This window comes from Microbacterium sp. S308A+ (genome assembly GCF_049800815.1).
Classification (GTDB): Bacteria; Actinomycetota; Actinomycetes; order Actinomycetales; family Microbacteriaceae; genus Microbacterium.
The window spans coordinates 624,856-637,773 of the sequence record NZ_JBNAFT010000002.1 but is presented as its reverse complement, the minus strand read 5'-3'; the positions used below and the strand labels follow the sequence as shown (position 1 = coordinate 637,773).

9 protein-coding genes, 1 tRNA gene and 1 pseudogene are annotated in these 12,918 nt (G+C 69.2%); 4 read left to right on the top strand and 7 right to left on the bottom strand.

The features are described 5' to 3' along the window. Positions 1-89 precede the first annotated feature (89 nt). Positions 90-386: a hypothetical protein gene (locus ACP15J_RS08725; RefSeq protein ID WP_424936755.1), complete on the top strand. Its 297-nt coding sequence runs from the start codon at positions 90-92 to the stop codon at positions 384-386. A 122-nt stretch (positions 387-508) separates the two neighbouring features. Here the strand turns inward: ACP15J_RS08725 and ACP15J_RS08720 are convergent. Further along, positions 509-703, bottom strand: a pseudogene (locus ACP15J_RS08720) (helix-turn-helix domain-containing protein); the annotation flags it as partial. 113 nt (positions 704-816) lie between these two features. After that, the gene (locus ACP15J_RS08715; protein ID WP_424936613.1) at positions 817-2,112 is read right to left on the bottom strand and encodes a CDP-glycerol glycerophosphotransferase family protein; all 1,296 of its coding nucleotides are present in this window, start codon (positions 2,110-2,112) and stop codon (positions 817-819) included. A 66-nt stretch (positions 2,113-2,178) separates the two neighbouring features. Here ACP15J_RS08715 and ACP15J_RS08710 point away from each other — a divergent pair, with 66 nt between their 5' ends. Then, positions 2,179-3,261, top strand: a complete 1,083-nt coding sequence (locus ACP15J_RS08710) for a glycosyltransferase family 2 protein (RefSeq protein ID WP_424936612.1) — start codon at positions 2,179-2,181, stop codon at positions 3,259-3,261. Between the two features lie 22 nt (positions 3,262-3,283). Here the strand turns inward: ACP15J_RS08710 and ACP15J_RS08705 are convergent, their stop codons facing one another. The 3 genes from ACP15J_RS08705 to ACP15J_RS08695 all read right to left on the bottom strand — a co-directional run bounded on the left by ACP15J_RS08705 (position 3,284) and on the right by ACP15J_RS08695 (position 7,514). Next, positions 3,284-4,720: a CDP-glycerol glycerophosphotransferase family protein gene (locus ACP15J_RS08705; RefSeq protein ID WP_424936611.1), complete on the bottom strand. Its 1,437-nt coding sequence runs from the start codon at positions 4,718-4,720 to the stop codon at positions 3,284-3,286. Further along, positions 4,717-5,970, bottom strand: a complete 1,254-nt coding sequence (locus ACP15J_RS08700) for a CDP-glycerol glycerophosphotransferase family protein (protein ID WP_424936610.1) — start codon at positions 5,968-5,970, stop codon at positions 4,717-4,719. The genes ACP15J_RS08705 and ACP15J_RS08700 overlap by 4 nt, the downstream gene beginning before the upstream one ends. A gap of 83 nt (positions 5,971-6,053) precedes the next feature. Further along, the gene (locus ACP15J_RS08695) at positions 6,054-7,514 is read right to left on the bottom strand and encodes a S1C family serine protease (protein ID WP_424936609.1); all 1,461 of its coding nucleotides are present in this window, start codon (positions 7,512-7,514) and stop codon (positions 6,054-6,056) included. Between the two features lie 98 nt (positions 7,515-7,612). Here ACP15J_RS08695 and ACP15J_RS08690 point away from each other — a divergent pair, with 98 nt between their 5' ends. Then, on the top strand, positions 7,613-8,815 hold the full coding sequence (locus tag ACP15J_RS08690; RefSeq protein ID WP_424936608.1) for an aminotransferase class I/II-fold pyridoxal phosphate-dependent enzyme: 1,203 nt from the start codon (positions 7,613-7,615) through the stop codon (positions 8,813-8,815). Positions 8,816-8,846: 31 nt separating this feature from the next. On the opposite strand, the gene ACP15J_RS08685 is transcribed toward ACP15J_RS08690, so the two are convergent. Continuing rightward, positions 8,847-9,665, bottom strand: a complete 819-nt coding sequence (locus ACP15J_RS08685) for a carbon-nitrogen hydrolase family protein (protein WP_424936607.1) — start codon at positions 9,663-9,665, stop codon at positions 8,847-8,849. Positions 9,666-9,735: 70 nt separating this feature from the next. Here ACP15J_RS08685 and ACP15J_RS08680 point away from each other — a divergent pair. Beyond that, positions 9,736-9,809 (top strand) — tRNA-Met (locus tag ACP15J_RS08680). Positions 9,810-9,972: 163 nt separating this feature from the next. On the opposite strand, the gene ACP15J_RS08675 is transcribed toward ACP15J_RS08680, so the two are convergent. Beyond that, the gene (locus ACP15J_RS08675; RefSeq protein WP_424936606.1) at positions 9,973-12,894 is read right to left on the bottom strand and encodes a UPF0182 family protein; all 2,922 of its coding nucleotides are present in this window, start codon (positions 12,892-12,894) and stop codon (positions 9,973-9,975) included. Positions 12,895-12,918: the final 24 nt, after the last annotated feature.

Genomic DNA, 12,918 nt, shown 5'->3' with positions numbered 1-12,918 from the left:
CCCCGAGGAAGTCCTCTCTTCTCCACCGGCTCCGGTCCCGAGGCCCTCCACACGGTTACCTCGTCCCCGCCCCTCCCTACGCTGACCGCATGTTGCAGCTCGACGACGCCGGCAAGACTCCCGCCTATGCCGTCCCATGGACCATCGACCGGCGGGATCGCGCTCATCCCGTCGTCACCAACGGAGACACACGCGCAGTGGACTTCGTCCGCGTATTCGCGAGCACCGGAAGCGGCGCGCAGCGCACTCAGCTATGGGGCCGCGTGGAGCAGGGAGAGCAGCTGGAGATCTGCCTGTGCGACGCCGACCCCGATGATCTGGTGCTCACGCTCGCGTGGTTCCGCCCCGGCGACGGGTTGGAGTATGTCTGGCGATTCGTCGTCTGAGGCCAGTCTCGCGCACGTCCGCGGAGCGCACGCAGCGCCTTGCGGTACCCGGCCTCGGAATAGGGCTTCACATCCTCCGGCAGATCAGACGCCGACAGCCCCTCCAGGAAGACGGTGGGCGGGACCTCGAGGGCCGTCGCGAGCTGGATCAGCACGAACAGCGTGGGATTGCCCTTCCCTCCCTCGATCCGCGCCAGATGCGACACATCCATGTCGGCGAGCGCAGCGAGCTTCGCTCTGCTGAGAGAGGCCTTGGTCCGCAGATCCCCGACGAGCCGTCCGACATGCTCGGAGGCTCTCGACCGGGGTTCCTTCATACCTCCAGCATCGTGGCGATCCGCTCGAACCATGCAGGCATACATGAACCTGACTGAATGCCAAGGGCATAAAGACCATGCCGCCTCACAAGGCCGGCACAGACGGGAACGCGCTAGCCGAGCTCCGGATCGGAGTCGTCCTCGTCGGCACGATCCGCCGGGTCCTCCTCGGCCAGCCCTTGCGTAGGGGCCGTGCCACCGTGCCAACGCTCCCACTCGTCCATCAGCTCGGTGATCGCAGCATGGAAAGCGGCTGTGGCAGCCCCCGGGGCGGTGTCGCCGAAGTAATGGCGCACCCACCGCTCCAGGCGCTCGGCTGCGATCGCGTCATCGCGGATCCGGTCGGTCTCCGCCACGATCCGTCCTGCATCGGCCGCGCCCAGCCATTCGCATTCGGAGAGGTAGCCGCCGGTGTCGATCTGGGCCTGCGGGTTTGCCGGACGGGTGACGAGCAAGGGCTTGCCCACGGCGAGGCGGTCATAGACCATCGCCGAGATGTCGACGACCGCGACGTCGGCGGCGGCCAGCTGCCAGCCCAGATCGGGACCGTCGTCGTACACGTGCGCCGCACCCGGGTCAGCGGCGTTCGCCATCTCGATCGCCCGCACGATACGGCGGTCCGCGGCACCGTATTCGGGATCGACGGCCCCGCTCCGGGGATGCGGGCGGTAGATCAGCCGGTGCCGATCGCTCGCGAGCACCGCGGCGGCAAGCGCCTCCCCGTGCGTGCGGATCGATCCATAGTGGGCGGCAGGACGATCCCCCTCCCAGGTGGGGGCATAGAGCACGACCGTACGCTCGTCCTCGACGTACGGAAGCGTCCCCGAATAGTGATCCGTCTGCGGCCGGCCGATCACGAGCGTGCGTCGGTCGATGTCATAATCCCACAGAACCCGAGCCAGACGGTCGCGGGCCGCCTGACCCGCGACCAGGGCGTAGTCGTACGCCTTGTACTGGTTGGTCGTCATGTACATCTTGTCGGACTCGCCGTGGTTGATGAAGACGTGCCACCGCCGGCCGTAACGGAACATCTGGAAATTACGGGTGTTCTGATTGACATAGAGGACGATACGGATGTCCTGTTCCGCCAGGTACTGCTCCAGCTCGCGGACGGTCTGCACGAACGCGACCGGCAGCGCGGCGTCCTCGAGCAACGCCTCCGCGCCCGTCGCCGAACGCGAGAGGACCACGACGGGCCAGGTCTCGCCGAGCTCGGCCAACGGCCGGTACCACTGGCGTATCTGGTACATGTTCACGGGACCGTCCGCGTAATAGACGGCGATGCGGAAACGCCCCCTCGGCGACGGCTGTGCCTCGACGGCACGGCGCACGCGCTGCACCGCGGCCCGGGAGGCGAGCGCGCGGCGCAGGAGTCGATACGCTTTGCGGGCATCCGAGACAGCGGCCATCCTTCAAGGGTACCGAGCGAGCGGAACGCTCAGGTGTGGGTCCGCAGCACATGACATGATCATCGGGTGGCGAACGACAGCACCCCCCTGCCCGCGGGCGTCTCGTTCGTGATGCCCGTGCTGAACGAGCACGGATACCTGGAGCACGCGGTGTCCTCCGTGCTTGCGCAGGATGTGGACGGCCCGATGGAGCTCATCCTCGCTCTCGGCCCCTCCACCGACGGCACCACGGCACTCGCCGAGCGCCTGGCGTCCGCCGACCGGCGCCTACGGATCGTGCACAACCCGGCCGCGCACATCCCCGTCGGACTCAATGCCGCGATCGCGGCGAGCCGCTATGCCACGATCGTCCGTGTCGACGCCCACTCCGAGCTTGCGCCCGGGTACACCAGGCGTGCCATCGACACCCTGCGTCGAACCGGTGCCGCGAACGTCGGCGGCGTGATGCGGGCAGACGGGCGGACGCCGTTCCAACGCGCGGCGGCAAGGGCCTACAACTCCCCCGCCGGGCTCGGCGGAGGCTCGTACCACGGCGGGACCCGGGAGGGCGAGGCGGAGTCCGCCTACCTCGGCGTGATGCGACGGCATGTGCTCGACGAAGTGGGCGGATTCGACGAGAGCATCCGGCGCGGCGAGGACTGGGAGCTGAACTTACGGATCCGACGCGCCGGGCACCGAGTCTGGTTCGACCCCGACCTGGCCGTGACCTACTGGCCACGAGAGAGCTGGGCGAGACTGGCCCGTCAGTTCCGGGCGACCGGAGCATGGCGCGGAGAGCTCGTCCGGCGATACGGCCGGCGCAACGGCCTCCGTTTCTTCGCTCCGCCGGCGCTGGTGCTGAACGTCGTCCTCGCCGCGCTCATCGCGACCCTGCAGCTCACGGGCGTCCTCGACGGGGTCGCCTCGGCGATCGCCTCGATCGTCTATCTGCCGATCGCCGCCTATCTCCTTCTCATCGTCGCCCTCGCTATCGCCCCGCGCCGACGCTCCGATCCTCCCCGCGACCTTTCGGAACGGCTCTGGACCCTGATCGTGATCCCCACGATGCACGTCTCCTGGGCCCTGGGGTTCCTCGGCGGGGTCTTCCGTGGCGCACGCGGCACTGTCGACGCGTCTCGTCTCGGCACTCGCAACACGCCGCTGCCCTGAGCCGCCGGGGCCTGACGAGCCGTCAGGGCCGCAGATAGCCGAGATCGAGGATGCGGGAAACCACGCGTGCGGCTGCGGCGCCGTCGTCCCGGGCGTTGAACTGCGCCTGCCAGGACACGTAGCGATCGGCGTATCTCGCCACCGTGCCGAGGTCAGCGAGCGCGTCGACGAGCTCGTCCTGTGAGCGCACGAGGGGCCCGGGGGCGCGCGCGGCAAGATCGAAGTAGAACCCACGGAGCTTGCCCCGGTAGTGCTCGAGGTCAGGGACGAGGAAGTACATCGGCTTGCCGGAGACGCTGAAGTCGAACATCACCGAGGAGTAGTCGGTGATGAGCGCGTCGGCCGCCAGCAGCAGCTCTCCGGTGTCCGGATAGCCGGTCACGTCGATCACGCGCGCGCCGTCTCTGTCGCGCCCCGGCTTGATCGTGCGCGAGTGCCCACGGACGAGGACCACCGCATCGGCCCGGCGCGCCAGGTCCTCGGGGTCCACGAAGTCCACCATCTCCGTGCGGTCGTCTCTCCAGGTCGGGGCGTAGAGGAGGACGGTCTCGCCCTCGCCGATGCCGAGCCGGGTGCGGACGGCACCGGCGTCGCCCGTCACCAGGACGTCGTTGCGCGGGTAGCCGTCGACCCAGACCGGCCGGCGGAGGAAGGCGTAGGCTTTGCGCAGGACGCGTGCGGCGTAGGGGTTCTGCGCGAGCAGGGCGTCCCAGCGCCGCGACTCCCGGATCACCGCGAGCGCACGCCGGGGACGGAATCCGGGCCGGTGCAGCGCAAGACGCTTGAGCGGCGTCCCGTGCCATGTCTGAAGCACCCGCTGACCAGGCTTGCGATCGAAACGCCGTCGGAGCCAGTCGTTGACGACGAGCAACCGTGCGGCGCCGCGGGCGCGCCACCACTCCGGCGACCCCTCGACGACCGGGACGGCGCCGTCGGGGATCGCGATGGACAGGTCCGTCACGCTCCAGTAACGAGTGACGCCCGGGGCACGGGCGGCGAGCTCGCGATCGATCGCCCCGGGATTGCACCCGGTGCTCTGCCCGTAGAAGCTCTCGAAGAAAACCGCGTTCTCCGTGCCGCCGGGGAGGGCGAGGTACCGACCCTCCAGCGCGAGCTGCCCCTCAGGGGTCTCGTGGGCGGGATCGAGCGGAGCGGCGATGTCGACGCGCGCGCCGCTCACCGCGACCCGGAGGATCGGCAGCAGCGTCGGACCGAGCATGAGCCCGGAGAGGTCCTGCCCCTCCACCTCCAGGCGGTACTCCCCTGCGGGCAGCGGCAACGCGGCGCCGCCCCACCGTGATGCACGAAGCGGGAACGACGCCTTCCACGTCTTGCCGCCGCCTGAGACCCGCCCCGTCGCCCGCGCCCGCGGACCGATCAGCGCAGCCTGCGAGGGCCGGGGACCCGTACCCGAGACGACGAGCGTCTCCTTCTCCTCCTGGACGAGGACGCTGGTCATTCGGCTCCCTTCGGCCCGAGGACGACCCGGCTGCGGATCGCTCGGTAGACGCGCCAGGCGTTGCGCCCATCGCGATACGCATGCATCTCGGCGCTCAGAGTACTGGATCGCGCAGAGCGCGCGGTGAACTCGTCATGGTCCCCGAGCACCTGGTCGATCTGGACCAGCGCGTCGCCCCAATCCCGGGCGAAGTCGTCCCCTGCCACGTCGCGATACGCTCCGTAGAAGCCCCTACTGCGAGCGTAGTCCTCGGGGTCGGGGGCGAGATACACGACCGGCATCCCGAGGAGCCCCACGTCGTAGGCGAGCGACGAGTAATCGGTGATCAAGACGTCCACAGCCGGCAGGATCGGGGTCACGTCGGCGAGGACCGACGCCCCGATCAGCCGGATCCGGTCCGCGTCGGCCGGAGGCTGATAGCCGCCCTCGCCGAGAGGATGCGACCTCACCAGAAGCACCGCGTTCCGGTCCTCGAGAAGACGCAGGATCCGTGCCCACTCCGCCGCAGACGGCACCGCCGGGTCGGGGGCGCCGTCGCGCCATGTCGGCGCGTACAGCAGCACGCGCGCATCGAGAGGCAGTGCACCGGTCACCGTGTTCAATCGCTCCTCCGCGGCCGCCCTGCGCTCGCCCGGCGTGCCGGCGGAGAGCACGTCCACGCGCGGCTCACCGGTGACGAGCACCTGCTCGACCCCGAGCCCGAACGCGGACTCGAGGCGGCCGCGAGCTCGGTCCGAGGCGGCAGGGAGCACACGGATCCGCCGCGCAGTCTCGCGGTAGAGGAGGCCGAGCACGCGACGCACGAGACCGGACCCGGGAAGGATCGCGCTCTGCACGGTCGCCGGCGAGTCCAGGCCGATGCGCTTGAGCGGGATCCCGTGCCAGAGCTGCACCACGAAGGCACCGGAGGAGGCGTATCGGTTCACGTCGCCGAGGCCGTGGGTCACCACCACCACGCCCGCGCGAGCCGTCGCCCACCAGCCCCGCAGGCTGTCTCTCGGCAGTGTCGGGATGCCGAGCGCGTGAGCATCTGTCTCCTCGCGCTCCGACCCTGTCAGCCAGACCGCAGGGTGCCCTTGCTCCCGCACGATCGGCCAAAGGGCCAGAGCTCCGTCGCCGATCCCCGCCCCGCAGCCGAAGACCCAGCGGTCGCCCCGCGGGACGACCGCGTTGGCGATGCGGCCCGCCAGGTAGAAGGGGATGCGGAGGAGCTTCCCGGCGTTGCCCGCGCGAAAGGAGAAGGACGCCACCCCGCGAGCCTATCGCGGGGTGGCGTCCTTTCCTGAGGGAGCCGGGGTGGCGAGTCACGGATGCAGCCGCTCCTCCTCCGCGGTCACGATCCCATGGCCCCGAGCGTCGCCGTGAGCTTCTGCGAACGTCCGTCCCGAACGACCGTGATCTCCGCCTTGCTGCCGGCCGCCGCCGCGCGCACCTGCGCGGTGAGGTCGCTCGCGCCGGTGATCGGCGTGCCGTTGAACTCGGTGACGATGTCGCCGGACTTCAGCCCCGCCGCCTCCGCGGCACCGCCGGCGACGACGTCCTTGATCGCCGCGCCGACCACCTGTGCGCCCTGCACCCTGCTCGCGTCCAGCACCGTGGCACCGAGCAGACCGTGTGTGGCGGTGCCCTTCTCGATGATCTCGCTGGACACCCGCTTGGCGATGTCCGAGGGGATCGCGAAGCCGACGCCGATGTTTCCCGACTGCTCGCCGGACTGACTGCTGCCCGCGCTCGCGATCGCGACGTTGATGCCGATGAGCTTGCCGTCGCCGTCCACGAGAGCGCCGCCGGAGTTGCCCGGGTTGATCGCCGCATCGGTCTGGATGACCGAGATGGAGATCTGAGCCTTCGCGCCGGAGGACTGCTGCCCGCGTCCGGGGATGTCGAACTGGAAAGGCTGCTGATCCGGGTCCTGCTGGTTCGGGTCCTGTGACTGGTCGGAGCCGTTGTCCGGCGCTGCGGAGGACTGGATCTGGATGCTCCGGTTGAGCGCGCTGACGATGCCGGTCGTGACCGAGTTGGACAGGCCTAGCGGGGCGCCGACGGCGATCGTCTGAGCGCCGACGTTGAGTTTGGAGGAGTCCGCGAACTCAATCGGGGTGAGGCCGCTGCCATCCTCGACCTTGATGACCGCCAGGTCGTAGGTCGCGTCGACTCCGACCACGGTGGCGTTCAGGATGCGCCCGTCAGAGGTGGTGACTCGGATCGCCGGGTTCGAGGCGGCGCCGTCGAGAGTCACGACGTGCGCGTTGGTGAGGATGTTGCCCTTCTTGTCCAGGACGACCCCGGACCCGCTGCCGCTGGAGGAGCCGCCCTGCACCTCGATCGTGACCACCGAGGGCACGACCTTCGCCGCGACCCCGGTCGCCGCCGAGACCGACTCGGGGTTGTTGACGGTGACCGTAGACGGACCGGCCGCGGGAGAGGAAGAGCTCTGCGCGGCGAAGGCACCACCGAGGGCGCTGGCGCCGAACCCCGCCGCCCCGCCTACGAGGGCGGCGGCGATGACCATCGCCGCGATGGTGGCTCCGCCGACGCTCCGCTTCTCCCTGGGCGCGGCGGGCATCGCGGACTCAGGCTGCGCGGCGGGGCCGAAGGAGGCGCCTCCGGAGGCCACACCATGGCTCGACCCGAGCGGAGCGGTGCCCCCCGGTGGGATGGGCTCCGTCTGCGCGGTGCTCGTGAACGCCGGGTCGCCCGACGGAGCGCCTGTCGGCACGGAGGTGTTCGACGAGAACGCGGCGGGGACGTCGTGACCGGCACCGGACTCGGGGCGAGGGGTCTGATCGTTCATTTCTGCTCCTTCGGACATTGCTCCTCCAGAGTGACGCCGACGGCTGTGCTTTTCCTATGCCCGGCTTGGGATTCCTCTATGCCATTAGCCTGGACGGCATGGGAACCGTGACCGGCGCGTGGCGCCGCACCGCCGCGGGGGCCGGTCTCCTCTCGCCCGACGGGAGCGTCGCACCCACCATCTTCGCGGAGATGTCCGCGCTCGCTGCGCGGACCGGAGCACTCAACCTCGGCCAGGGCTTCCCGGACGAGGACGGCCCCGTCGCGATGCGAGAGGCCGCCCGCGCCGCGATCGCCCGAGGGGACAACCAGTATCCGCCAGGGCGCGGCGTCCCCGACCTGCTCGCCGCGATCGCCGAGCACCAGCGGCGCTTCTACGGGATCGAGGTCGACCCCGCCCGGGAGGTCATCGTGACCGCCGGTGCGACGGAGGCGCTGACCGCGACTCTTCTGGCGCTCGTCGAAGGCCCGGACGACGAGATCGTCGTATTCGAGCCGTTCTACGACTCCTATGCCGCAGCCGCCGCCCTCTCCGGCGCCCGATTGCGGACCGTCCCTCTCCGCCGCCCGGACTTCCAGCCCGATCTCGAAGAGCTCGCCGCGGCGGTGACCGATCGCACCAGGATCATCCTCGTGAACGATCCGCACAATCCGACCGGCACGGTCCTCTCCGCCGAGGCGCGGAACGAGATCGTCCGGCTCGCACACCGGCACGATGCCGTCATCGTCACCGACGAGGTCTACGAGCACCTCGTCTTCGAGAGCGCCCACGAACCGATCGCGACGATGCCCGGGGCCGCCGGGCGCACGCTGACGATCTCGTCTGCGGGCAAGACGTTCTCGGTCACCGGATGGAAGATCGGCTGGGTGCATGGCCCAGCGGAGCTCATCACCGCCGTCCTCACGGTGAAGCAGTTCCTCACCTATGTCAACGGCGGCCCGTTCCAGTCCGCGGTCGCCGTCGGGCTGCGCCTGGACGACGCCTTCTTCCAGGACGCGGCCGCGGTGCTGCACCGCAAGCACGTCCTGCTCGGCGACGGACTCCGCGCCGCCGGGTTCGACGTCCTCCCGCCCCGTGGCGGGTACTTCACCGTGGCTGATGCGACAGCCCTCGGCGGGAGGGACGCCGCCGAGTTCTGCCGCGCCCTTCCCGAGCGCGCGGGCGTGGCCGCGATCCCGCTCACCGCCTTCGTGCGCGCGGAACATGTCGACCACGTCGCCGGCCTGGTGCGCTTCGCCGCCTGCAAACGGCCCGAGGTGATCCGCGAGGCATCCGAGCGCCTGGCCCTCCTCCGCGGCTGACAGCGCCTCCGCCTGCGGCGCTGCCGCTGCCTCAGTGCCCGGTCTCATCCGGCACGACGCGGTAGCGACGCAGACGCAGCGCGGGGTTGACCTCTCTGGTCCGTTCGACGGCGGCGCGCGTGAGGACGGCGAACGCGACCCCTTCCCCCGCTCCGATGCCGGCGACCGTCACCCCCTGCGGATCGACCACCGCCGAGAGGCCGACGCCGATCGGTCCCGGGTGGTCGGCCGCGACGACGTACGCCGTGTTCTCGATCGCCCGCGCGGCGAGCAACGTCGTCCAATGCCGTTCCTTGAGCGGGCCACGCACCCACTCCGCGGGGACGAGGATCACTTCCGCCCCCGCATCCGCGAGAGTACGGGCCACCTCGGGAAACCGAAGGTCATAGCAGGTCATCACCCCGAAGCGCAGGCCGCCTGCCTCGAAGGTCTCCGCCGCGCCTGTCTCGCCCGCCGCGATCCAGTCGGACTCGGTCTGGCCGAAGGCGTCGTAGAGGTGCTGCTTGCGGTAACGGGCCCGGATGCCGTCCGCGGCGACCGCGACCACGGTGTTGTGCACGCGCCCCTCCGTCTCCGCGCGCTCCACGACGCCGGCGACGAGGATCACGTCGTGTGCGACCGCGAGCGCGTGGAGCGAGCGCACGAACGGCCCGTCGAGCGACTCGGCGTTCTCCCCCAGCGTCCCGTCCAGGGGGTCGACGAAGTAGCTGGCGTACTCGGGGAGGACGATCACCCGCGCGCCTCGCTCTGCGGCCTCGGTCGCGAGCGCGGCGACACGGGCGCGGTTGCTCTCACGATCGCGCGTGGGGGCGAACTGACACACGGCGACGACGACGCTTCCCTCGGTCATCCCCTCATCCTTCCCCATCCGCCTCGATTTGGACCGCCTCCGGCAGCCGTGCTAGAGTCGTTTCTTGTGCCGCGGGGTGGAGCAGTTCGGTAGCTCGCCGGGCTCATAACCCGGAGGTCGCAGGTTCAAATCCTGTCCCCGCAACAAAAGAAGGCCCTCGATCAGGAGAAATCCGGATCGAGGGCCTTTATCTTTGCCTCGTGGCGCCCGCCTGATCCTGACGAGGCAGGAGTCATCCCACCGGAGCGATCGCGTGCGGGAACATCGAAGGGCGCCCCCTCTCGGGAGCGCCCTTCGATCGTGGGGCCTACTTGCTCGAGCCGCTCTGGTTGGCGTCGCCCTGGCCCGTGGCCTGGGCCTCGAGCTCGAGAAGCTTGTTGACCGCGTCGGCGAGCTTCTTGTCTGCCGCGCCGAACGTGGCGAGGTCCCCGGCCTTCAACGCGGCATCACGCTCCGTCATCGCCGCCTTCGCCTCCTGGAGCGCGGCCGCTCGGAGCGCGTCTGCCGTCTGCGGCTTCTGCTCGACCGTGCCGCCGGGATCAGTGACCAGGGTGTTGCTGTCGCCGCCCGCCGCCCCCGCGTCACCGCCGAAGATCTCGTCGAGCGCAGCGGTGAGGGTGTCTGCGAAGGCGACCCTGTCGCCGAAGGCCACGAGGACCTTCTGCAGGCGCGGGAGCTTCGTGCCCTTCGAGGCCTGGACGTATACCGGCTGCACGTAGAGCAGACCGCCTCCGACCGGGATCGTCAGGAGGTTGCCGTGGAGCACCTCCGACTGGCCGATCTTCAGCACGTTCAGCTGCTGCGAGATCGTCGGATCCGAGCTGAAGGTGTTCGCCACCTGACCGGGACCGGGCACGGTCGTGTCGGCGTCGATCTCGAGCATCCTCAGCTGCCCGTACGACGCGGACTTCTTGCCTGCCGTCGAGCCGGCATCCGAGTCGACGGCGAGGTAGCCCATCAGCACGTTTCGGCTGTTCGCGCCCTGCGAGGACGGGATGAAGGTCGTGAACATCGAGTACCGCGGCGACTCCTGCCCCGGCATCTTCATGCTCAGGTAGTACGGCGCCTGCTTCTTCGCGCTGTCCTGGGGGTCATCCGGGGTCTCCCACCGGTTGTCCTGCTGGGCGAAGGAACGGGCGTCGTCGACGTGGTAGACGCCGAGCATCGACCGCTGCACCTTGAACAGGTCGGTGGGGTACCGCACGTGGCTCATGAGGTCTGCCGACATGTCGGCGACCGACTTGAGCGCGGACGGGTAGACCTTCTGCCAGGTCTTCAGCACCGGGTCCTGATCGTCCCAGGCGTAGAGGGTCACCTTGCCGTCGTAGGCGTCGACGGTGGCCTTGACGGAGTTGCGGATGTAGTTGACGTCCTCGGTGGCGAAGCCCGGCGCGTTGGCGTTGTTGTCGTTGATCGCCCGCGGAAGGTTCACGCTCTTGGAATACGGGTAGGTCGAGCTGGTCGTGTATCCGTCGATGATCCAGACGATCCGCCCGTCCACCACGCTCGGGTACGGGTCCTCATCGAGCGTGAGGTAGGGCGCGACCTTCTGCACACGGGTCTTGGGGTTGCGGTCGTAAAGGATCTGCGAGTCCTGGTTCACATAGTCGGAGAAGAGGATCTGCTCGGACTGGAACTTCAGCGCGTAGAGCATCTTCGTGAAGAAGTCCCCGATACGCGGACCTCCGTCGCCACGGAAGGTGGTCTTGGTCTCGTTCGAGCCGTCCCCACCGCGTGGGTAGTCGATCTCGACGTCGTCCGCTCCCTCGGGCGCCCCGACGATCGAGTACTGCGGCGACTTCTCGCCGAAGTAGACGCGCGGTTCGAACTTCTCACTGTTGGTGAGGAAGCCCGCGGACGGGATGCCGCGCTCGAGGAACTGGGGCTCTCCGTCGGCGGTGCGCTTGTTGCCCGCCGCGGCGACGAGGCCGTAGCCGTGCGTGTAGACGACCGTGTTGTTGTTCCAGCTCTGTGCGTCGCCGAGCTTCGCCGTGTCGAGCTCGCGGACCGCGACCACGGTGTCCTGCGTCGTGCCGTCGATCTGGTAGCGGTCGACGTCGAGCGTGTCGGGGAACTGATAATAGCTGCGGTACTGCTCGAGCTGCTGCACCGCCGGCGACACGATGTTCGGGTCGAGGATGCGGATCGACGCCGTGGTGTCGGCGTCGGTGCGCAGCTGTCCGGGCTGGGCGTCGGTCTTCGCCTTGAACGCCGTGGTCTCGAGCTGGTCGATCCCGAACGCGGCCTTGGTCGCGTCGATGTTGCGCTGGTAGTACTCCGCCTGCAGGGCGTTCTGGTTCGGCTTCACCTGGAAGGTGTTCACGACCCAGGGATAGCCGATGCCGACCACGAGCGCGGCGACCACGAGCAGCGCCGTCGCGGCGAGCGGGAAGCGCCAGCGTCCGACGAGCGCGGTGACGAAGAAGAGGATCGCGACGACGGCGGCCAGGATCGCCAGGATCGACAGACCGGGGATGGTCGCGTTGGCGCCGGTGTAGGCGGCGCCGGTGATCCTGTCGTCCGGTGTCACGAGTGTCTTGTAACGGTCCGTCCAGAGGCTGACCGCCTGGACCAGGAGATAAAGACCTGCCAGCACGGCGAGCTGGATGCGCGCCGCCTTCGAGATGCGCAGCTCGCCCTGCCCGACGCGCACCGATCCGTAGAGGTACGACACGAGAGCGGTGACGAGCAGGCAGAGGATCAGCACAGCCGAGGCGAAGCCGAGGACCGCCTGATAGAACGGCATGGCGAACATGTAGAAGCCGGTGTCCAGACCGAACTGCGGGTCGACGGTGTCTGTCGCCGTGCCGTTGACCCACAGCCACACGGTCTCCCACTGCCCCGCCGCGGCGAAGCCGGCGAACAGTCCGAAGAACACCGGCATGCCCCACATGGCCAGACGCCGCAGCGGCTCGATGACCTCCTGATAGCGGTCGAGCTGAGAGCTCAGTCGTGCGTACACCGGGCGCAGCCGGTAGGCCAGCTGGATGGCCACGAACAGCGGCACGGCCATGCCGAGGAAGCCGACGAGGAACATCGCCGCGGTCGCGATCCACCGTGTGGTCAGCACCTCGGAGAAGTTCAGCTGCTCATACCAGAGGAAATCCGTGTAGAGCGACGCGAAGGCGAAGAAGCCGGCGATGAGCGCGGCGACGATCACCACCGAGACGGTCAGGATGCGTCGGGAGGTGCGAGGTGTGGCCGGTTTCGGCGCCGAGGTCGTGGTCACCGTTCCATCCTAGGTCGGCGTCCT